Genomic DNA, 20500 nt, shown 5'->3' with positions numbered 1-20500 from the left:
AAGGCACACCAGTGAGCACCGAAGCGTACGTGTACGACGCGATCCGCACCCCGCGCGGCCGCGGCAAGGCGAGCGGCGCCCTGCACGGCACGAAGCCCATCGACCTGGTCGTCGGCCTCATCCACGAGATCCGCGACCGCTTCCCCGGCCTCGACCCGGCCGCGATCGACGACATCGTGCTCGGTGTCGTCGGCCCCGTGGGCGATCAGGGCTCCGACATCGCCCGGATCGCCGCCGTCGCCGCCGGACTGCCCGACACGGTCGCCGGCGTGCAGGAGAACCGCTTCTGTGCCTCCGGCCTGGAGGCCGTCAACATGGCCGCCGCCAAGATCCGCTCGGGCTGGGAGGACCTGATCCTCGCGGGCGGCGTCGAGTCCATGTCCCGCGTCCCGATGGCCTCGGACGGCGGCGCCTGGTTCAACGACCCGATGACCAACCTCGCCGTCAACTTCGTGCCGCAGGGCATCGGCGCCGACCTGATCGCCACCATCGAGGGCTTCTCCCGCCGGGACGTGGACGAGTACGCGGCGCTGTCCCAGGAGCGCGCCGCCACCGCCGTGAAGGAGGGCCGCTTCGACCGCTCGGTGGTCCCCGTGACGGACCGCAGCGGCCTGGTCGTCCTCGACCACGACGAGCACCCGCGCCCCGGCACCACGGCGGACTCCCTCGCCAAGCTGAAGCCGTCGTTCGCGGACATCGGCGACCTGGGCGGCTTCGACGCGGTGGCGCTGCAGAAGTACCACTGGGTGGAGAAGATCGACCACGTCCACCACGCGGGCAACTCCTCCGGCATCGTGGACGGCGCCTCGCTCGTCGCGATCGGCTCCAAGGAGGCGGGGGAGCGCAACGGCCTCACCCCGCGCGCGCGGATCGTCTCCGCGGCCGTCTCCGGCTCCGAGCCGACCATCATGCTCACCGGCCCCGCCCCCGCCAGCCGCAAGGCCCTGGCGAAGGCCGGCCTCACCATCGACGACATCGACCTGGTCGAGATCAACGAGGCGTTCGCCGCGGTCGTGCTGCGCTTCGTGAAGGACATGGGCCTGTCCCTGGACAAGGTCAACGTCAACGGCGGCGCCATCGCTCTCGGCCACCCGCTCGGCGCCACCGGCGCCATGATCCTCGGCACGCTCGTCGACGAACTGGAGCGCCAGGACAAGCGCTACGGCCTCGCCACGCTGTGCGTCGGCGGCGGCATGGGCATCGCCACCATCGTCGAGCGCATCTGACCTCCCTGCGGAACCAAGCGACTTCAACGGAGACGACTGTCATGACCGAGAGCACCACCATCCGCTGGGAGCAGGACGACACCGGTGTCGTCACCCTCGTCCTGGACGACCCCAACCAGTCCGCGAACACCATGAACCAGGCGTTCCGCGACTCCCTCGCCGCGATCACCGACCGGCTGGAGGCCGAGCGGGACTCCGTCCGCGGCATCATCTTCACCTCGGCGAAGAAGACCTTCTTCGCCGGCGGCGACCTGCGCGACCTGATCCGGGTCACCCCCGAGACCGCCCAGGACCTGTTCGACGGCGGCCTCGCCATCAAGCGGAACCTGCGCCGCATCGAGACGCTCGGCAAGCCGGTCGTCGCCGCCATCAACGGCGCCGCCCTGGGCGGCGGCTTCGAGCTGGCCCTCGCCTGCCACCACCGGGTCGCCCTCGACACCTCCGGCACCAAGATCGGCTGCCCCGAGGTCACCCTCGGCCTGCTTCCCGGCGGCGGCGGAGTCGTCCGCACCGTGCGGCTGCTGGGCATCGCCGACGCCCTGCTGAAGGTGCTGCTCCAGGGCACGCAGTACAACGCGCGCCGGGCCCAGGAGAACGGTCTCGTCCACGAGGTCGCCGCCACGCCCGAGGAACTCCTGGCCAAGGCCAGGGCCTTCATCGACGCCAATCCCGAGTCCCAGCAGCCCTGGGACAAGCCGGGCTACAGGATCCCCGGCGGCACCCCGGCCAACCCGAAGTTCGCCGCCAACCTGCCCGCCTTCCCGGCGAACCTGCGCAAGCAGACCAACGGCGCCCCCTACCCGGCGCCGCGCAACATCCTCGCCGCCGCCGTCGAGGGCTCCCAGGTCGACTTCGAGACCGCGCAGGTCATCGAGGCCCGCTACTTCGTGGAGCTGGCCGCGGGACAGACCTCGAAGAACATGATCCAGGCGTTCTTCTTCGACCTCCAGGCGGTCAACTCGGGCGCCAACCGCCCCCAGGGCATCGAGCCCCGCCCGGTCCGCAAGGTGGCCGTCCTCGGCGCCGGCATGATGGGCGCCGGCATCGCCTACTCCTGCGCCCGCGCGGGAATCGACGTCGTCCTGAAGGACGTCACCCCGGAGGCGGCGGCCAAGGGCAAGAACTACTCGGAGAAGCTGTGCGCCAAGGCCGTCGCCAAGGGCCGTACCAGCCAGGAGAAGGCCGACGCGCTGCTCGCCCGGATCACCCCCACCGCCGAGGCGGCCGATCTCGCGGGCTGTGACGCCGTCATCGAAGCCGTGTTCGAGGACACCGCCCTCAAGCACAAGGTGTTCCAGGAGATCGAGTCGGTCGTCGCCCCCGACGCGCTGCTGTGCTCCAACACCTCCACGCTGCCGATCACCACGCTCTCCGAGGGCGTGGAGCGCCAGGCCGACTTCATCGGGCTGCACTTCTTCTCGCCGGTCGACAAGATGCCGCTGGTCGAGATCATCAAGGGCGAGCGCACCGGCGACGAGGCCCTCGCCCGCGCCTTCGACCTGGTCCGGCAGATCAACAAGACGCCGATCGTCGTCAACGACTCGCGCGGCTTCTTCACCTCGCGGGTGATCGGCCACTTCATCAACGAGGGCGTCGCCATGGTCGGCGAGGGCATCGAGCCGGCCTCCGTGGAGCAGGCCGCCGCCCAGGCCGGCTACCCGGCCAAGGTGCTGTCGCTCATGGACGAGCTGACCCTGACCCTCCCGCGCAAGATCCGCAAGGAGACGAAGCAGGCCGTGGAGGAGGCGGGCGGCACCTGGACGGCGCACCCGGCGGAGGCGGTCATCGACCGGATGGTCGATGAGTTCGACCGCCCCGGCCGCAGCGGCGGCGCCGGCTTCTACGACTACGCGGAGGACGGCAAGCGCGCCGGGCTGTGGCCGGGCCTGCGTGAGCACTTCACCAGGCCCGGACACGAGATCCCGTTCCGGGACATGCAGGAGCGGATGCTCTTCGCCGAGGCGCTCGACACCGTACGACTCCTCGAGGAGGGCGTGCTGACCTCGGTCGCCGACGCCAACATCGGCTCGCTCTTCGGCATCGGCTTCCCGGGCTGGACCGGCGGTGTGCTCCAGTACATCAACGGCTACGAGGGCGGCGACGGGGGAGCCACGGGGCTCACCGGCTTCGTCGCCCGCGCGCGCGAGCTGGCCGAGCGCTATGGCGAGCGGTTCACCCCGCCCGCGCTGCTCGTGGAGAAGGCGGAGAAGGGGGAGCCGTTCAGCGACTCGGCCCGCTCATGATCTGGTGAGCCACTCGCTCAGCTCTTCCCGCAGCGACCGCTGGAACGTCGTCAGCAGCGCCTGCACCACCAAGGGGTGCATGTGCGCCGACAGGGACTTCACATCCCGGGCGTCACGCTCCGCGACCTCGCCGCGGAAGAGCTGGGCCAGTTCACGGGCCGCGGCGCGCGAATGCTCGATGAGCACCTTGCGCGCCGCGAGGATCGCGTCCTGCGACAGCGGCACGTCCAGCAGCCGGACCCCGAGCCGCAGCATTCCGGAGTCGACGCGGAAGGCGTCCTCCCCGGCTTCCTGGCCCGGCTGACCTGTCTGATCCGCCTGATCCGCCTGTTCTGACTGTTCTGACCGGTCGGGCCGATCCGGCCGGTCGGGCGGCTCGCGCCGGTCCTGCCGGAGGACGACGCCCATCGCCGTCAGCCGCTCGACGTCCTCGGCGGTCAGTGTCCGGCCCGCCCGCCGCTCCAGCTCGTCCCGCGACACCGTCTCCCGCAGATCCGGCGCCCACGACGCGACCACGGCGCGGTGGATCGCCAGGTCGTGCGGGGTGAGGTCCGCCGGCAGCTGCCCCAGGTACCGCTCGATCGCGGCGAGCGTCATGCCCTGCTGCTGCAGCTCCTCGATGAGCGCCAGCCGCGCCACGTGCCCGGGCCCGTAGCGGCCCACCCGGCGCGGACCGATCACGGGCGGCGGGAGAAGCCCCTTGCCGCCGTAGAAGCGGACGGTGCGGACCGTGACGCCGGCCCGCGCGGCCAGCTCGTCGATGGTGAGGGTCGGCTCCTCGGCCTCGGTCGTCATGTGCAGCAGTATTGCTGTCTCACCAATGGTGTGAAAGTCCCGGTGAACGGCGTGTGGACCTTGTATGGACCGTGTGAGAAGCAACGCTCTGTGACGTGGACCACCGCGTACCGGTCGATCCATCTGGGAAGGTGCTGTCTCGGTCTGTGCCGCGCGACACGCACAGTAGTGGGCGCGGGCCGAGAACGTACGGACACCCGGACCCACGAGGTCCGGGCGCACCAGGAAGTGGTTACCACCGTGAGCAAGGACGCCGTACAGGCGGCACAGGCCGCTGCCCATCCCCAGGTGGCCCAGACGCCCGCGGACGCGGGCGACGCCGGTTACAGCAAGGGCCTCAAGGCCCGCCACGTCAACATGATCGCCATCGGTGGCGCCATCGGCACCGGCCTCTTCCTGGGCGCCGGAGGACGCCTCCACAACGCCGGACCGGCGCTCGCCCTGGCCTACCTGGTCTGCGGTGTCTTCGCCTTCTTCGTGGTGCGGGCCCTCGGCGAGCTGGTCCTGTACCGCCCGTCCTCCGGTTCCTTCGTGTCGTACGCGCGCGAGTTCCTCGGTGAGAAGGGCGCCTACGTCGCCGGCTGGATGTACTTCCTGAACTGGTCGACCACCGGCATCGCCGACATCACCGCGATCGCGCTCTACACGCACTACTGGAGCATGTTCACGTCGATCCCGCAGTGGGTCCTGGCGCTGATCGCCCTCGCGGTCGTGCTCGCCGTGAACCTGATCTCGGTGAAGATCTTCGGCGAGATGGAGTTCTGGTTCGCGATCATCAAGGTCGCCACCCTCGTGAGCTTCATGCTGATCGGCATCTTCCTGCTGGCCACCCAGCACGACGTCGGCGGCAGCAAGCCGGGCCTGAGCGTCATCACCGACCACGGCGGCGTCTTCCCGCACGGCCTGATGCCGGTCGTCCTCGTCATGCAGGGCGTGATCTTCGCCTACGCCGCCCTCGAGCTGGTCGGCGTGGCCGCGGGCGAGACCGCCGAGCCCGAGAAGGTCGTCCCGCGCGCGGTGAACTCGATCATGTGGCGCGTGGGCCTGTTCTACGTCGGCTCGGTCGTGCTGCTCGCCCTGCTGCTGCCCGGCTCGGTGTACTCCGCCGACCAGAGCCCGTTCGTGACCGTGCTCTCCAAGATCGGCGTGCCGGCGGCCGGTGACGTGATGAACCTGGTCGTGCTGACCGCCGCCATGTCCTCGCTGAACTCCGGCCTGTACTCCACCGGCCGCATCCTGCGCTCGATGGCCATGGCGGGCTCCGCGCCCAAGTTCACCGCCCGGATGAACCGCAGCCAGGTGCCCTACGGCGGCATCCTGCTGACCTGCGGGGTGTGCGTGCTCGGCGTCGGTCTGAACTACCTGATGCCGAGCCAGGCCTTCGAGATCGTGCTGAACGTCGCCTCGCTCGGCATCATCAGCACCTGGGTGATCATCATGCTCTGCCACGTGGTGTTCGTCCGCCGCGCCCGCGCGGGCCAGCTGACCCGGCCGCGCTTCCAGCTGAAGTTCAGCCCGGTCACCGAGATCGCCACGATCGTCTTCCTGCTGGTCTGCCTCGGCATGATGTGGAACGACGCCGAGGTCGGCCGCAAGACCCTGCTCCTCATCCCGGTGATCGCCCTCATGCTGGTCGTCGGCTGGTTCGGCATCCGCCGCCAGGCGGCCAAGAACGCCGACCAGGAGCTGTCGAAGCTGTCGGACTCCTCGAAGTAGCAGCTCAGGGCCACTGTCAGTGGCATCGCCTACGGTGGCGTCATGTCGGAGATCATGTATGTCCGAGGTGACGCCACCGTGCCGTCGGTCAAGGGCGCCAAGGTGATCGCCCATGTCTGCAACGACCTCGGCGGCTGGGGCAAGGGCTTCGTCCTGGCCCTCTCCCGGCGCTGGCCGGAGCCCGAGGCGGCGTACCGCGCCTGGCACCGCGACCGCGCGCGCAACGACTTCGCCCTCGGCGCCGTCCAGCTGGTGCCGGTCGCCCCCCAGGTGTGGGTGGCCAACATGATCGGCCAGCGCGGCATCAGAACCGGCAGCAAGGGCGCCCCCGTACGCTACGAGGCCATCGGCACCGCCCTCGGCCGCCTCGCCGGCGAGGCGAGCGAACGCGGCGCGTCCGTGCACATGCCGCGCATAGGCTGCGGCCTGGCGGGCGGCAAGTGGTCCCGCGTGGAGCCGCTCGTCACCGACCGCCTGGTGCGCCGGGGAATCGCGGTGACGGTGTACGACCACGGAGGGGGCGGGGCATGACCGGGCAGACGGAAGCGACCGATGTACTGGTCCTGGGCGGAGCCGGTGTGGACACGATCGTCCACGTCCCCGAGCTGCCCCTCCCGTACGCCGACAGCTACATGATCGACTCCGGGATCCGCACCCGCGCCGGGCAGACCGGCGACTTCGTCGCGCTGGGCCTGGCCGCGCTCGGCCTGCGCACCCACCATCTCGACCTGCTCGGCGACGACCCCGAGGGCGACCTCGTCCGCGCCCTGCACCACGAGCACGGCATCGCCCTCACCGCACTGCCCCAGCCGGCCGGGACGAAGCGGGCGGTCAACCTCGTCGGCCCCGACGGCCGCCGCCTCTCGCTCTACGACACGAGCCGCGCCCGGCCCGGCGACCGCTTCCCCGAGGCGGTCCTGCGCGCGCTGGCCGCCGCCAGCCGGCATGTGCACGTGACCATCACCCAGCCGTGCGCCGAGGCCCTGCCGGTCCTGCGCGAGACGGGCGTGCCGCTCTCCACGGACCTGCACGACTGGGACGGCGAGAACCCGTACCACGAGCCGTTCGCGCTCGCGGCCGACGTCGTCTTCCTGTCGGCCGCCGCCCTCACCGACCCCGAGCGGACCATGCGGCGTATCGCCGAGCGGGGCCGGGCCGCGACCGTCGTCGCCACCGCCGGCGCGGCGGGCGCGTATCTGCTGACCGGCGGCGCGCTGACCCGGATACCGGCGGCGGCCCCGCCCGGACCGGTGGTGGACTCCAACGGCGCGGGCGACGCCTTCGCCGCCGCGTTCCTCCACGGCCGGCTCAGCGGCGAGCCGCCCGAGCGATGCGCCCGCTTCGGCGCGATAGCGGGCGCCTACGCGTGCACCGTCCCGGCCGCCCGCGCGGACGCGATAGGCCGGGACGAGCTGCTGCGGCAGGCGGCCGAACCGAGCCGCTGAGGCGCCCCGGGGCGCGGCGCCCCGGGAACCTCAGCGGCGGGGCGCATCAGCACCCGGGCACCTCAGTGCCCGTGGACGTCGTTCGTCGCCTCGATCTTCTTCCACGACTTCGGCTGCGACACCGTCGCACCGCCCTTCTTCGCCAGCGCGCGCACCGACGACGCGGCCGGCTTCGACGGCTGGAAGAGCCAGGTGTCGAACAGTGCGGACAGCGGCTTGCCGGACACGTGCTCGGCGTACTTCTGGAAGTCGGCCACCGAGGCGTTGCCGTAGGCGTGCTCCTTCGGCCAGCCCTTCAGGATCGCGAAGAAGGCGTCGTCACCGATCGCGTTGCGCAGCGCCTGGATCGCCAGCGCGCCCCGGTCGTAGACGGCGGTGTCGAACTGGTTGTCCGCACCGGGGTCGCCGGGCGCGACCGTCCAGAAGGCGTCGTCGGCCGGGTGCGAGGCGTACACGTAGTCGGCGAGTTCCTGCGCGGTGCCCTCGCCCTCGTGCTCGGACCACAGCCACTGCGCGTACCGGGCGAAGCCCTCGTTGACCCAGATGTCCTTCCAGTCCTTCAGCGACACGGAGTCGCCGTACCACTGGTGGGCCAGCTCGTGCACGACCACGGAGGTGTTGGAACCATTCGCGAACTGCTTGGGGCTGTAATAGACCCGGGTCTGCGTCTCCAGCGCGTACCCGGTGGTGGTGTTCGGCACGTACCCGCCCGCCGAACTGAACGGATACGGCCCGAAGTAGCCGCTCAGCCAGTCCACGAGCTCCCCGGTGCGCTCCACGCTGGCCCGCGCGGCCCCGTCGTTGTCGCCGAGGTCCTTGCTGTAGGCGTTGACGACGGGCACGCCGCCGTCGGAGGTGCCGGTGGTGATGTCGAACTTGCCCAGCGCCAGCGTGGTCAGATAGGTGGCCTGCGGCTTGTTCTGCCGCCAGGTGTACCGGGTCCAGCCGAGCTTCGAACTGGTCGACTGCAGCGTGCCGTTGGAGATGGCCTGGGTGCCGTCCGGCACGGCCACCGACACGTCGTAGGTGGCCTTGTCCCTCGGGTGGTCGTTGCTCGGGAACCACCACCAGGCCGACTCGGGCTCATCGGCGGCCACCGCGCCGTCCGGCGTGCGGTGCCAGGTGGAGAAGCCGTAGGCGCTCTTCGTCGACGGCACCCCGCTGTAGCGGACCACGACGGAGACCGGTGTGCCCTTGGCCAGCGGCGTCTTCGGGGTGATGACCAGTTCGTGCTGGCCGGAGGTGGTGAAGGCCGCCTTGGTGCCGTTGACCCGCACCTCGCTCACGTCCAGCAGGAAGTCCAGGTCGAAGCTGGACAGATCCTGGGTGGTCCTGGCCAGGATCGTCGCCGTGCCCTGCAACTCGTCCGTCTTCGGCTGGTACTGCAGCCTCAGGTCGTAGTGCGAGACGTCATAGCCGCCATTGCCGTAGTACGGGTAATAGGGGTCGCCGATGCCCGGTGCGCCGGGCGAGTGGCTCGCGGCCGATGCCGGGATCGCCAGCAGAAGGGAGGCCGCCGCCAGTGCGCCCGGGGCGATGATTCTGCGGTGCACGTCAGCTCCAAGTCGTCGGGACTGCGAGTCCGTTCCGGAATTCTGTTCGGAGCCTATTCAGTCCCTGTGGCCTCCGGCTTGTCCATGGCCCCTGCTGTCACACGATCGCCATTCAGCCGTCACGACCACCGGAAAGGCGTCTTTTGCACAGGAGTTGACGGGAGTACGGTCCGCGCATGCCGAAACGCACCCGCTTGACCCTCTGGAGACCGCTGGTGACCGCGGTCGTCGCCACCCTGACGGCCGTGTTCCTCACGCCGGCCGCCGCCCAGGCGGCACCCCGGGAGAGCCGGCCCGTCTACTCCTACGCCCATGCCGTCCGCGAGTCCGTGTGGGTGGACACGGGACTCGACGAGGACGGCGACGGACACCACGACCGCGTCGCCGCCGACATCGTCCGGCCCGCCGAACCGGCCCGGCAGGGCCGCAAGGTGCCGGTCATCATGGACGCGAGCCCCTACTACTCGTGCTGCGGCCGGGGCAACGAGAGCCAGCGCAAGACCTACGACCCCCAGGGCCACGTCGTCCAGATGCCGCTGTTCTACGACAACTACTTCGTCCCCCGCGGCTACGCCTTCGTCGGCGTCGACCTCGCCGGAACCAACCGCTCCGACGGCTGCGTCGACGTCGGCGGCCGGTCCGACGTCCTGTCCGCGAAGGCCGTCATCGACTGGCTGAACGGCCGCGCCAAGGGATACACCAGCCGCACCGGCGACACCCGGGCGCGGGCCGGCTGGAGCAACGGCAGAACCGGCATGATCGGCAAGAGCTGGGACGGCACCATCGCCAACGGCGTCGCCGCGACGGGCGTCAAGGGCCTGAGGACCATCGTCCCGATCAGCGCCATCTCCTCCTGGTACGACTACTACTTCGCCCAGGGCGCCCCGCTCTACGAAGGCGGCCCCGACGAGCTGGCCGACTACGTCGAGAGCGCCGGAGCGCGGGCCCACTGCGCCGCCGTCCAGCGCAGGCTCGCCGACGGCAGCCCGCGCAGCGGCGACCGGACCCCGCTGTGGACCGAGCGGGACTACGTCAAGGACGCGGCCAAGGTGCGCGCCAGCGTGTTCCTGGTCCACGGCATGCAGGACCTCAACGTCCGCACCAAGAACTTCGGCCAGTGGTGGGACGCCCTCGCCCGGCACGGCGTCGAGCGGAAGATCTGGCTGTCCCAGACCGGTCATGTCGATCCCTTCGACTACCGGCGCGGCGCCTGGGTCGACACCCTGCACCGCTGGTTCGACCATGAACTCCTCGGCTACGACAACGGCATCGACCGCGAGCCGGCGGCCGACATCGAACGCGGGCCCGACCGCTGGGCCACCTCCGCCGCCTGGCCCCCGCACGGCACCCGCGCCACCGTCCTGCACCCGGCCGCCGGCAGCCGGGCCGGCGTCGGCACCCTCGGCCCGCGCCCGGCCGCCGGCACCGAGACCTTCACGGACGACCCCCGGCTGAGCGAGACCGACTGGGCCGCCCGTCTCACCGCGTCCACCCCGGAGAAGGCGGGATTCCTCACCACGCCCCTCACCCGCGACCTGCGGCTCGCCGGCTCCGCCCGGGTGACGGTCACCGCGACCCCGACCACCGCCTCCGCCCACCTGTCCGCCGTCCTGGTCGACGTCGGCCCGGACACCATCCGCGACTACGCCGACAGTGCCGAGGGCATCACCACCCTCACCGACCGCACCTGCTGGGGCGCGAGCACGGCAGGGGACAGCGCCTGCTACAAGGAGACGCGGGCCAAGACCACCGCCGTCGACTACACCGTCGTCAGCCGCGGCTGGGCCGATCTCGGCCACTACGCCTCGGCGACCGAGGGCGTCCCGCTCACCCCGGGCAGGGCGTACACGATGACCCTCGATCTCGCGGCCACCGACCACGTCGTCCCCGCGGGACACCGCCTGGCACTGATCGTCGCCGGCACGGACAAGGACCTCATCGACCCGCCGTCCACCCGGCCGACCCTCACCCTGGACCTGTCCCGTACGACGGCGAAGGTGCCGCTGGTCGGCGGTGCGGCGGCGTTCGCCCGGGCCGCCTCCGGCCGGGCCGCGGCACCGGCCCCCGCGGTCCTGGACGGCGTCCGCGCTCCCCGCGCCGTCCGGCACGTCCCGGCCGGCTGACGGCTCAGGCGGCCGGGCACGCCAGCCCGGCCGCCTCCCGCGCACATCCCCAGGCCACCGTGACACCGGCCCCGCCGTGCCCGTAGTTGTGCACCAGCGTCCGGCCGCCGGGCAGGGGCCGCCGCTCCAGCCGTACCGACTCCCGGGCCGGACGCAGCCCCACGCGGTGCGCCAGCACCCGGGCTCCGGCGATCTCCGGCCGGACGGCAGCACACCGGGCGACGATCGCCGCGGCGGTCCCCGGGTCCGGCTCCAGGGACCAGTCGTCCTCCTCAGCGGTGCCGCCGAGCAGCAGCCGCCCCGGCTGCGGAATGACGTAGGTGGAGGCGGCCGAGGAGTGGTCCACGGCGGTGAACCAGCTGCTGACGCCCGGGTTCTCCACCACGACCAGCTGCCCGCGCACCGGACGCACCGCGGGGTCGGGCACCAGTGAACGGGCGCCGAGCCCGGTGCAGTTGACCACCACGGCGGCGGGCACGGCGGCCAGATCGGTCACCTCGCGCACCTCCAGCGCGCCGCCCGCCCGCTCCAGGCGGCGCCGCAGCCACGCCAGATGCACCGGCATGTCGATCACCGGCAGTCGCGCCGCCAGCCCTCCGGCCACCGCCCGCAGCCCCCGCACCCGGCCCGCCCACGCGCCCAGCCCGTCCAGCCGGGCCCCGTGGTGGACACCCTCCGCCAGACGTACCCCCGTCTCCTCCGGGCGGTCCGCCAGCTCCTCGTACACGCCGAGGGACTCCACCGCCCAGGCGCCGGCCAGCGGCTCCGGTTCGATGCGGTACGGCCACCACAGGCCGCCGGCGACGGCCGAGGTCGTCCGCTCGGCCGGTTCCCGCGCCCACACCCGCACCCGGCACCCGGACTCGGCCAGCAGCACGGCCGTCGTCAGCCCGGCGATCCCGCCCCCGACCACGATCACTTCGTCATGCGGCGCACTGTTCATGCCGGGACGATAGGCCCTGACCCGGGCGCTCCGGGAGGGCCGGTGGCGCCGGCCGCCGGCGGAGCACATGCGCGGCACGCTCCGGTGCGGCCATTAGGATCGGCGTTCTGATGACTGCCACCCTCGTTGCCAAGAACCTCGCCGCCGGACACGGCGACCGCGCCCTGTTCTCCGGGCTCGACCTGGTCGTCGCGCCCGGCGATGTGATCGGGCTGGTCGGCGCCAACGGCGCGGGCAAGTCGACCCTGCTGCGGATGCTCGCCGGACTCGTCCCGCCCGAGGAGGGCGACCTCCGGCTGTCGCCGCCCGCCGCGACCGTCGGCCATCTGCCGCAGGAGCCGGAGCGCCGGCCGGGGGAGACGGTCCGCGAGTTCCTGGCCCGCCGCACCGGTGTCGCCGAGGCCCAGCGGGTCATGGACGAGGCCACCCAGGCCCTGGTGGACGGCGCGTCGGGCGCCGACGACGCCTACGCCACCGCCCTGGAGCGCTGGCTGGGACTCGGCGGCGCCGACCTGGAGGAACGCGCGGAGGAGGTCGCCGACTCCCTCGGTCTCGCCGTCGGCCTCGACCAGCACATGACCGCCCTCTCCGGCGGCCAGGCGGCCCGCGCCGGCCTCGCCTCCCTGCTGCTGTCCCGCTACGACGTCTTCCTGCTGGACGAGCCCACCAACGACCTGGACCTGGACGGCCTCGAGCGGCTGGAACGGTTCGTCACCGGCCTGCGCGCGGGCACGGTCGTCGTCAGCCACGACCGCGAGTTCCTCACCCGCACGGTCACCAAGGTCCTCGAACTGGACCTCGCCCAGCAGCAGATCAACCTCTACGGCGGCGGCTACGACGCCTACCTGGAGGAGCGCGATGTCGCGCGCCGGCACGCCCGCGACGACTACGAGGAGTACGCCGACAAGAAGGCCGCGCTCCAGGACCGCGCGCAGATGCAGCGGTCCTGGATGGACAAGGGCGTGAAGAACGCCCGGCGGAAGGCGGGCGGCGACAACGACAAGCTCGGCCGCAAGTTCCGCAGCGAGGCCAGCGAGAAGCAGGCCGCCAAGGCCCGCCAGACCCAGCGCATGATCGAACGCCTCGACGTGGTCGAGGAGCCGCGCAAGGAGTGGGAGCTGCGCATGGAGATCGCGTCCGCGCCGCGCTCGGGTGCGGTCGTGGCGACCCTGCGGGACGCCGAGATCCGGCGCGGCGACTTCACCTTCGGCCCGGTGTCGCTGCAGATCGACTGGGCGGACCGGATCGCGGTCACGGGCGCGAACGGCTCCGGGAAGTCCACGCTGCTCGGCGCGCTGCTGGGCCGGGTCCCGCTCGACGGCGGCCACGCCGCCCTCGGCTCGGGTGTGCTGGTCGGCGAGGTCGACCAGGCCCGCAAGCTGTTCCACGGCACCGAGAGCCTGCTCGACGCCTTCTGCGCGGCCGTCCCCGACACCGAGCCGGTGGAGGTCCGCACCCTGCTGGCCAAGTTCGGCCTGAAGTCCGGCCATGTGGTGCGCCCGGCCGCGACCCTCTCCCCGGGCGAACGCACCCGCGCCGCGCTCGCCCTGCTCCAGGGCCGGGGCGTCAATCTGCTCGTCCTGGACGAGCCGACGAACCACCTGGACCTGCCGGCCATCGAGCAGCTGGAGTCGGCCCTCGACGCCTACGAGGGCACCCTCCTGCTGGTCACCCACGACCGCCGCATGCTGGACGCCGTCCACGTCACCCGCCGCCTGGAGGTCGCGGACGGCAAGGTCACCGAGCGCTAGCCGGCCCGGCCGGCATCCCGGCACCGGGTCCGTGCGGATCCCGGGCGTCCCGGGCAACGGGATCAGCCGGCTCTCCGCCGGCCCGTCCGGGCCCGCCGCCGTGGCAGCGGGCCCGGACGCCGGTGGTCAGCGCTTCTTCGGGTCCAGCAGGCCCGCGCGGCGCAGCGCGTCGGCCATCGCGCTGTTGGCCGGTGCCGGGGCCTGCCGGCCGCCGCGGTCACCGCCGCCACCGCCACCGCCTCCGCCACGGCCCTGCCGCTGGCCGCCGCCTTGCCGCTGGCCGCCGCTCTGCCGCTGCTGGGGCGGGCGGGCGCCGCCGCCGCGCTGCTGCCGGCCGCCGCCGCCCTGGCCCTCCGGCGCGGCCTCGTCGTCGAGACGCAGGGTCAGGGCGATCCGCTTGCGCGGGATGTCGACGTCCAGGACCTTCACCTTGACGATGTCACCGGGCTTGGCGACATCGCGCGGGTCCTTGACGAACGTCTTCGACATCGCCGACACATGCACCAGGCCGTCCTGGTGGACGCCGATGTCCACGAACGCGCCGAACGCGGCCACATTGGTGACCACGCCCTCCAGGACCATCCCGGCGGACAGGTCGGAGATCTTCTCCACGCCCTCCTTGAAGGTGGCCGTCTTGAAGGCGGGACGCGGGTCGCGGCCCGGCTTCTCCAGCTCCTTGAGGATGTCGGTGACGGTGGGCAGACCGAAGGTGTCGTCCACGAAGTCGGCGGGGCGCAGGGAGCGCAGCGCGCCCGTGTTGCCGACGAGGGAGGCCACCTCCTGGCCCGTGGTCTTCACCATGCGGCGCACCACCGGGTAGGCCTCGGGGTGCACGCTGGAGGCGTCCAGCGGGTCGACGCCGTCCCGGATGCGCAGGAAGCCCGCGCACTGCTCGTACGCCTTCGGGCCGAGCCGCGCCACCTTCTTCAGCTCCGCGCGGGACGTGAAGGGGCCGTTCTGGTCCCGGTGCGTGACGATGTTCTCGGCGAGCCCGGCCGAGATGCCCGACACGCGCGCGAGGAGCGGCGCGGAGGCCGTGTTGACGTCCACGCCGACGCCGTTCACACAGTCCTCGACCACCGCGTCGAGCGAGCGGGACAGCTTCACCTCGGACAGGTCGTGCTGGTACTGGCCGACGCCGATCGACTTCGGGTCGATCTTCACCAGCTCGGCCAGCGGGTCCTGCAGGCGCCGGGCGATGGAGACCGCGCCGCGCAGCGACACGTCCATGTCCGGCAGCTCCTGCGAGGCGTACGCCGACGCCGAGTACACCGACGCGCCCGCCTCGGACACCATCACCTTGGTGAGCTTCAGCTCCGGGTGCCTGGCGATGAGTTCACCGGCGAGCTTGTCGGTCTCGCGGGACGCCGTGCCGTTCCCGATCGCGATCAGTTCGACCGCGTGCTCCCGCGACAGCCGGGCGAGCTTGGCGATCGCCTCGTCCCACTTGTTCGCCGGGACGTGCGGGTGGATCACGTCCGTGGCGACGACCTTGCCGGTGGCGTCGACCACGGCGACCTTCACACCCGTACGGAAACCGGGGTCGAGGCCGAGCGTCGAGCGGGTGCCTGCCGGGGCGGCCAGCAGCAGGTCGCGCAGGTTGGCCGCGAACACGTTCACGGCCTCGTCCTCGGCGGCCGTGCGCAGCCGCAGCCGCAGATCGATGCCGAGGTGGACCAGGATGCGGGTGCGCCAGGCCCAGCGGACCGTGTCCGAGAGCCACTTGTCGCCCGGCCGTCCCCGGTCGGCGATCGCGAACCGCGAAGCGACGATGCCCTCGTACGACGAGGGACCCTCCGTGGCCTCCTCCGGCTCCAGGACGAGATCCAGGACCTCTTCCTTCTCACCGCGCAGCATCGCCAGGATCCGGTGCGAGGGCAGCTCGGTGAACGGCTCGGCGAAGTCGAAGTAGTCGGCGAACTTGGCGCCCGCCTCCTCCTTGCCGTCCCGCACCTTCGCGGCCAGCCGCCCGCGCACCCACATGCGTTCGCGCAACTCGCCGATCAGGTCGGCGTCCTCGGAGAACCGCTCGGTGAGGATCGCCCGCGCGCCGTCCAGCGCGGCCTGCGGATCGGCGACGCCCTTGGCCGCGTCCACGAACGCGGCGGCCGCGGCCTGCGGTTCGACCGTCGGGTCGCTCAGCAGCCCCTCCGCGAGCGGTTCGAGACCCGCCTCGCGGGCGATCTGCGCCTTGGTCCGCCGCTTGGGCTTGTAGGGGAGGTAGATGTCCTCCAGCCGCGCCTTGGTCTCGGCGCTCCGGATCCGCGCCTCCAGCTCCTCGGTGAGCTTGCCCTGCTCCCGCACCGACTCCAGGATCGCGGTCCGCCGCTCCTCCAGCTCCCGCAGATAGCGCAGCCGCTCCTCGAGGGTGCGCAGCTGCGCGTCGTCGAGCATCTCGGTCGCTTCCTTGCGGTAGCGAGCGATGAAGGGCACCGTCGAGCCGCTGTCCAGCAGCTCCACCGCGGCCTTCACCTGCCGCTCCCGTACGCCGAGCTCACCGGCGATCCTGCCTTCGATGGACCCTGCTCCGAGGGACCCGGGTGTCGTCACGATCCGGTACCGCCTTCTCCACTGAGGTTGCGCGGCAATTGTGGCAGGTGACACCGACAACCGGGGATCAGGGCCGCGCCCGGCGGGCCGCGGGTCCGGTTCCCGGGTGCGAAGGCCGGCTCCGCGCCCGACGGGCCGGCGAGGACGCACCACTGCGCGCGGCACGCCGGAGCCCCGCATGGCAGAAAAGGTGGGAAGGACGTCATTGCGGTCATCCGCGTGCCCGCGAACAATCGAGGGCATGGCGCAGCGAAACGTCCTGCTCACCCTCTTCGAGGGCCTCCAGAGCCTCGATGTCACCGGTCCCCTGGAGGTCTTCGCCGGTGCCGAGTCGCACACTCCGGGCTCGTACCGGATCCGTACGGCCTCCGTGGACGGCGCTCCCGTACGGGCCTCCAGCGGGCTCGTCCTCGTACCGGACGGCTCCCTCGCGGACGCCGGGGACCCGCATACCCTGCTGGTCCCCGGCGGGGAGGGCAGCCGGGACCCGGACCCGCGCCTCGTGGAGTGGCTGCGGGTGCACGGCCCGCGGGCGTCGCGCCTGGTCTCCGTCTGCACCGGCGCCATCCCGCTGGCGCGGGCCGGTCTGCTGGACGGACGGCGTGTCACGACGCACTGGGCGTACTGCGAGGCGCTCGCCCGGGACCATCCCGCCGTCCGGGTCGACCCCGACCCGATCTTCGTCCGGGACGGGCGCGTGGCCACCTCGGCCGGGGTCACCGCCGGCATCGACCTCGCCCTCGCGCTGGTGGAGGAGGACCTGGGCCGGGAGACGGCGCTGACCATCGCCCGCCACCTCGTGGTGTTCCTGCGCAGGCCGGGCAACCAGGCCCAGTTCAGCGCCCAGCTGGCCGTCCAGACCGCCCGGCGCGAACCCCTGCGGGACGTCCAGCAGTGGATCACCGAGCACCCGGACGGGGACCTCGGTGTCGAGGCGCTGGCCGCGCGCGCCGCCCTCTCCCCGCGCCACTTCGCCCGTGCCTTCCACGCCGAGACCGGCATGACACCCGGCCGGTACGTCGACCGGGTCCGCCTCGAACACGCCCGCCGGCTGCTGGAGGACACCACCGACGGCATCGAGCGCGTGGCCCGCGCCAGCGGCTACGGCACGCCGGAGGCCATGCGCCGCGCCTTCGTGCGCGCCCTCGCCACCTCCCCGGCCGAGTACCGACGCCGCTTCCGCCCGGCACCGGTGGGCTGAACGTTCCGGCAGGCCAAACCCGGCAGGCCAAACCCAGCAGACCAGGCCCAGCAGACCAGGCCCAGCAGACCAGGCCCAGCAGACCAGATCCGGCAGGCCAGATCCGGCAGGCCAGAGAAGTCCCCCCAGAGAAGAGGAAATCGTATGCAGATCGCCATCGTGCTCTACGACCGCTTCACCGCCCTCGACGCCGTCGGCCCCTACGAGACCCTGGGCCGGCTCCCGGACTCCGAGACCGTGTTCGTCGCCGAGCGCACCGGCCCCGTCCGCGCCGACACCGGGAACCTGGCGCTCGTCGCCGACCGGACGCTCGCCGACGTACCGGCGCCGGACATCCTGGTCGTGCCCGGGGGCCCGGGGCAGCGCCCGCAGATGGAGAACCCCGTCCTGCTGGACTGGCTGCGCGCGGCCGACGCCACCAGCACCTGGACCACCTCGGTGTGCACGGGTTCACTGCTGCTGGCCGCCGCGGGGCTGCTGCGGGGCCGCCGCGCCACCTCCCACTGGCTGGCCCTGGACCAGCTGCCCGGTCACGGCGCCGAGCCGACAGGGGAGCGGGTGGTCGTGGACGGCAAGTACGTCACCGCGGCGGGTGTGTCGTCCGGCATCGACATGGGCCTGACCCTCCTCGGCGCCATCGCCGGGGACGAACAGGCCCAGCTGGTCCAGCTGCTGACCGAGTACGACCCCCAGCCGCCCTACGACGCCGGGTCGCCGGAGAAGGCGCCCGCGCACCTGGTGGCCCGGTTCCGCGAGCAGGTCGCCTCAGCCTGACGCGGAGACGCTCCAGGTGAAGCGGGGCTGCCTGCGCTCCAGGAACGCGGCGACGCCCTCCGCTGCCTCGCCGTTGCCGCGCGCCCGCTCGGCCCAGTGGCCGTCCCGGTCCGCCCTGCCGTTCACGAACTCCTTCGCCGCGGCCTGGGTGAGCTGCGAACGGGAGGCGAGCACCCCGGTCAGCTCGGCGACACGGGCGTCGAGGCCGCCCTCGGGCAGCACCTCGTCCACGAGCCCGGTGCGCAGGGCCCGTCCGGTGTCGATCAACTCGGCGCTGAACAGCAGGTACTTGGCGGTGGACGGCCCCACGAGCGCGGCGAGACGCCGGGTCGAGGAGGCCGGGTAGACCAGGCCGAGGCGGGCCGGCGTCACCCCGAAGCGGCTCCCCTCCTCGGCGAGCCGCAGATCGCAGGCGACCGCCAGCTGCGCCCCGCCGCCCACGCAGTGTCCGCGGACGGCGGCGACGGTCGGCTTGGGGAACGCGACCAGGGCCTCCTCCGCCGCCACCGCGAGCTGCTGCGGCTCTTCGGGCGCCCCCTGCAGCGAGGTGATGTCCGCGCCCGCGCAGAAGGTGCCGCCCTCTCCGGTGAGCACCAGCGCCCGGACCTCCGGGGCGCGCGCGAGCCGGTCCAGCAGGGGCGGCAGGGACCGCCACATCGCGGCCGTCATGGCGTTGCGCCGGGCCGGATGACGGATGACCACCGTGGCGACGGAGTCGGCGACCTGGTGCGACAGCTGGGGCTCCATGCGGTGATCGTATCGGCCGGGCGCCGCGGCGGTCGGGGCGGCCGTACGGCTGGCGGACCGGACCGGAAGGGCGGATGAGTTACGAGACTCCGCATGACGGGGACAAAGAGGGAAGGGAGTAGCAAAGCGGCGTTATCCCAGGAGGCGGCGATGGCCAGGTCCGGCAAGTCCAGGGACGGGGCGGCGCGGATGCGCCGCGATTTCAGCTGGCTCGCGGTGCTCGGCGTGATCCTCGTGCTCGCCGGACTCGTCGGACTCGTCTACACCGGCGTGGCCACGCTGACCTCGATGCTGCTCTTCGGCTGGCTGCTGCTGATCGGCGGGATCATCGGCCTGCTGCACGCCGTCCAGGCCCGCGGCACGAACTACTTCTGGCTCGGTGTCGTCGTCAGCGGTCTGAACATCGCGGCCGGCGTCGTCGTCATCCGGCTGCCCCACGCGGCGGCCGCAGCGCTCACCATGTTCGCCGCCCTGCTCTTCCTCTCCGCCGGGATCTTCCGGCTGGTCGGCAGCATGGTGGTCCGCGGTCCCCAGTTCGGCTGGACCCTGCTGCTCGGCGTCTTCGACCTGCTGCTCGGGATCCTGGTCCTCGGGTCCTGGCCGAGCAGCAGCCAGTACGTGATCGGCTGCTTCATCTCGCTCTCCCTGCTCTTCGACGGGCTCGGCCTGATCGCCACCGGTTTCGGCGGGCGCCGTATCGTCGGCCTCGTCGCCGAGGAGCGGGCCGCCGAACCCGTACAACCCGACTAGTTCGGGAAACGGCGTCCGGAGAACAGGAACAGTCCCACCCGTGACCAGGTCATACGCAGTCGGTCAGAAACCGCTCGATACCCGCTGACTTCTGTTCAGGCATCCGGGCGGGAGCGCATCGTTACCAACACTCGACGTGTGGTGACAATCGAGCGCGAGGGTGGCGACCGGACGATGGACAACCACGGGCGTGGGGACGGCCCGCGCCCAGCGGGGAGCGGCGACCGGCCGCCGGATCCACTGCCGTACGAAGGCGTCTGGCGCTTCACCGCTGCGGCGGTGGACGCCTCGGTCCCGCAGGCCCGGCACGCGGTGCGGGACCTGCTGCTGCGCCAGGGTGTGCCGGCCTCCGACGACCTGGTGCACGGCCTGCTGCTGATCGTCTCCGAGCTGGTCACCAACGCGGTCCGGCACGCGGCGCTGCTGTCGCCGGTGCTCGCCGTGGAGGTGGCCGTCGGAGCCGAGTGGGTGCGGGTGTCCGTGGAGGACAACCACCCCTACCGCCCGACCGCCCTGGAGGCCGACCACGGTCAGACGGGCGGGCGCGGACTGCTCCTGGTCCGCGAGGTGGCCAGGGAAGCGGGCGGGGTGGTCGACGTGGAGCACACCGCGAGCGGCGGCAAGGTGATCTGGGCCGCCCTGCCGCTCAAGCCCGCGGCGCTGCCCTAGCGGGAGCCGGGCCG

General features: G+C 72.2%; 16 protein-coding genes. 11 read left to right on the top strand and 5 right to left on the bottom strand.

Annotated elements, in window-relative coordinates:
- The first annotated feature begins 11 nt into the window (after nt 1-11).
- Both ACF073_RS33495 and ACF073_RS33490 read left to right on the top strand, forming a co-directional pair.
- The gene (locus tag ACF073_RS33495) at nt 12-1226 is read left to right on the top strand and encodes an acetyl-CoA C-acetyltransferase (RefSeq protein ID WP_392075206.1); all 1215 of its coding nucleotides are present in this window, start codon (nt 12-14) and stop codon (nt 1224-1226) included.
- A gap of 41 nt (nt 1227-1267) precedes the next feature.
- Complete coding sequence (locus ACF073_RS33490; RefSeq protein WP_392075205.1) at nt 1268-3469, top strand: 3-hydroxyacyl-CoA dehydrogenase NAD-binding domain-containing protein; 2202 nt, start codon at nt 1268-1270, stop codon at nt 3467-3469.
- Here the strand turns inward: ACF073_RS33490 and ACF073_RS33485 are convergent.
- A complete protein-coding gene (locus ACF073_RS33485) occupies nt 3464-4264 on the bottom strand; it encodes a MerR family transcriptional regulator (RefSeq protein ID WP_392075204.1) in 801 nt (266 codons plus the stop codon). The genes ACF073_RS33490 and ACF073_RS33485 overlap by 6 nt on opposite strands.
- A gap of 240 nt (nt 4265-4504) precedes the next feature.
- On the opposite strand from ACF073_RS33485, the gene ACF073_RS33480 reads away from it, so the two are divergent.
- The 3 genes from ACF073_RS33480 to ACF073_RS33470 are packed head-to-tail and all read left to right on the top strand — an operon-like array spanning nt 4505 to nt 7425.
- Complete coding sequence (locus ACF073_RS33480; protein WP_392075203.1) at nt 4505-5980, top strand: amino acid permease; 1476 nt, start codon at nt 4505-4507, stop codon at nt 5978-5980.
- A 42-nt stretch (nt 5981-6022) separates the two neighbouring features.
- Nucleotides 6023-6511 (top strand): macro domain-containing protein, encoded by a 489-nt coding sequence (locus ACF073_RS33475; protein WP_392075202.1) that lies wholly within the window; start codon nt 6023-6025, stop codon nt 6509-6511.
- Complete coding sequence (locus ACF073_RS33470) at nt 6508-7425, top strand: PfkB family carbohydrate kinase (RefSeq protein ID WP_392075201.1); 918 nt, start codon at nt 6508-6510, stop codon at nt 7423-7425. Before ACF073_RS33475 ends, ACF073_RS33470 begins: the two co-directional genes overlap by 4 nt.
- Before the next feature lie 62 nt (nt 7426-7487).
- Here the strand turns inward: ACF073_RS33470 and ACF073_RS33465 are convergent, their stop codons facing one another.
- Complete coding sequence (locus ACF073_RS33465; protein WP_392075200.1) at nt 7488-8978, bottom strand: M1 family metallopeptidase; 1491 nt, start codon at nt 8976-8978, stop codon at nt 7488-7490.
- Between the two features lie 176 nt (nt 8979-9154).
- Between ACF073_RS33465 and ACF073_RS33460 the strand changes: the two genes are divergently transcribed.
- Entirely contained in the window at nt 9155-11101 is a 1947-nt protein-coding gene (locus tag ACF073_RS33460; protein WP_392075199.1) for a Xaa-Pro dipeptidyl-peptidase, read from the top strand.
- A 4-nt stretch (nt 11102-11105) separates the two neighbouring features.
- Here ACF073_RS33460 and ACF073_RS33455 read toward each other — a convergent pair whose 3' ends face one another.
- A complete protein-coding gene (locus ACF073_RS33455) occupies nt 11106-12044 on the bottom strand; it encodes an FAD-dependent oxidoreductase (protein WP_392075198.1) in 939 nt (312 codons plus the stop codon).
- A 110-nt stretch (nt 12045-12154) separates the two neighbouring features.
- Between ACF073_RS33455 and ACF073_RS33450 the strand changes: the two genes are divergently transcribed.
- The gene (locus ACF073_RS33450; RefSeq protein ID WP_392075197.1) at nt 12155-13795 is read left to right on the top strand and encodes an ABC-F family ATP-binding cassette domain-containing protein; all 1641 of its coding nucleotides are present in this window, start codon (nt 12155-12157) and stop codon (nt 13793-13795) included.
- Nucleotides 13796-13921: 126 nt separating this feature from the next.
- Here the strand turns inward: ACF073_RS33450 and ACF073_RS33445 are convergent, their stop codons facing one another.
- Nucleotides 13922-16345, bottom strand: coding sequence for a Tex family protein (locus ACF073_RS33445; RefSeq protein WP_392075196.1), 2424 nt, complete (start codon nt 16343-16345; stop codon nt 13922-13924).
- 241 nt (nt 16346-16586) lie between these two features.
- On the opposite strand from ACF073_RS33445, the gene ACF073_RS33440 reads away from it, so the two are divergent.
- Nucleotides 16587-17546 (top strand): GlxA family transcriptional regulator, encoded by a 960-nt coding sequence (locus ACF073_RS33440; RefSeq protein WP_392075195.1) that lies wholly within the window; start codon nt 16587-16589, stop codon nt 17544-17546.
- 144 nt (nt 17547-17690) lie between these two features.
- Nucleotides 17691-18320 (top strand): DJ-1/PfpI family protein, encoded by a 630-nt coding sequence (locus ACF073_RS33435; RefSeq protein WP_392075194.1) that lies wholly within the window; start codon nt 17691-17693, stop codon nt 18318-18320.
- Here the strand turns inward: ACF073_RS33435 and ACF073_RS33430 are convergent.
- On the bottom strand, nt 18312-19067 hold the full coding sequence (locus ACF073_RS33430; RefSeq protein WP_392075193.1) for an enoyl-CoA hydratase/isomerase family protein: 756 nt from the start codon (nt 19065-19067) through the stop codon (nt 18312-18314). The genes ACF073_RS33435 and ACF073_RS33430 overlap by 9 nt on opposite strands.
- A 150-nt stretch (nt 19068-19217) precedes the next feature.
- On the opposite strand from ACF073_RS33430, the gene ACF073_RS33425 reads away from it, so the two are divergent.
- Together ACF073_RS33425 and ACF073_RS33420 are read left to right on the top strand one after the other, a co-directional pair.
- The gene (locus ACF073_RS33425) at nt 19218-19817 is read left to right on the top strand and encodes an HdeD family acid-resistance protein (protein ID WP_392075192.1); all 600 of its coding nucleotides are present in this window, start codon (nt 19218-19220) and stop codon (nt 19815-19817) included.
- 174 nt (nt 19818-19991) lie between these two features.
- A complete protein-coding gene (locus ACF073_RS33420; RefSeq protein WP_392075268.1) occupies nt 19992-20486 on the top strand; it encodes an ATP-binding protein in 495 nt (164 codons plus the stop codon).
- Nucleotides 20487-20500 lie beyond the last annotated feature (14 nt).

It is taken from the genome of Streptomyces sp. NPDC015171 (genome assembly GCF_043079545.1).
In the GTDB taxonomy this organism is placed as follows: Bacteria; Actinomycetota; Actinomycetes; order Streptomycetales; family Streptomycetaceae; genus Streptomyces.
This window is presented reverse-complemented; position numbering and strand designations above follow the sequence as displayed.

What these genes read in the sequence shown, in the direction of transcription:
- ACF073_RS33455 (WP_392075198.1), bottom strand. Translation starts at nt 12,044, where the DNA reads ATGAACAGTGCGCCGCATGACGAAGTGATCGTGGTCGGGGGCGGGATC.
- ACF073_RS33470 (WP_392075201.1), top strand. Translation starts at nt 6,508, where the DNA reads ATGACCGGGCAGACGGAAGCGACCGATGTACTGGTCCTGGGCGGAGCC.
- ACF073_RS33420 (WP_392075268.1), top strand. Translation starts at nt 19,992, where the DNA reads ATGGACAACCACGGGCGTGGGGACGGCCCGCGCCCAGCGGGGAGCGGC.
- ACF073_RS33485 (WP_392075204.1), bottom strand. Translation starts at nt 4,264, where the DNA reads ATGACGACCGAGGCCGAGGAGCCGACCCTCACCATCGACGAGCTGGCC.
- ACF073_RS33440 (WP_392075195.1), top strand. Translation starts at nt 16,587, where the DNA reads ATGGCGCAGCGAAACGTCCTGCTCACCCTCTTCGAGGGCCTCCAGAGC.
- ACF073_RS33490 (WP_392075205.1), top strand. Translation starts at nt 1,268, where the DNA reads ATGACCGAGAGCACCACCATCCGCTGGGAGCAGGACGACACCGGTGTC.
- ACF073_RS33435 (WP_392075194.1), top strand. Translation starts at nt 17,691, where the DNA reads ATGCAGATCGCCATCGTGCTCTACGACCGCTTCACCGCCCTCGACGCC.
- ACF073_RS33430 (WP_392075193.1), bottom strand. Translation starts at nt 19,067, where the DNA reads ATGGAGCCCCAGCTGTCGCACCAGGTCGCCGACTCCGTCGCCACGGTG.
- ACF073_RS33475 (WP_392075202.1), top strand. Translation starts at nt 6,023, where the DNA reads ATGTCGGAGATCATGTATGTCCGAGGTGACGCCACCGTGCCGTCGGTC.
- ACF073_RS33450 (WP_392075197.1), top strand. Translation starts at nt 12,155, where the DNA reads ATGACTGCCACCCTCGTTGCCAAGAACCTCGCCGCCGGACACGGCGAC.
- ACF073_RS33425 (WP_392075192.1), top strand. Translation starts at nt 19,218, where the DNA reads ATGGCCAGGTCCGGCAAGTCCAGGGACGGGGCGGCGCGGATGCGCCGC.
- ACF073_RS33460 (WP_392075199.1), top strand. Translation starts at nt 9,155, where the DNA reads ATGCCGAAACGCACCCGCTTGACCCTCTGGAGACCGCTGGTGACCGCG.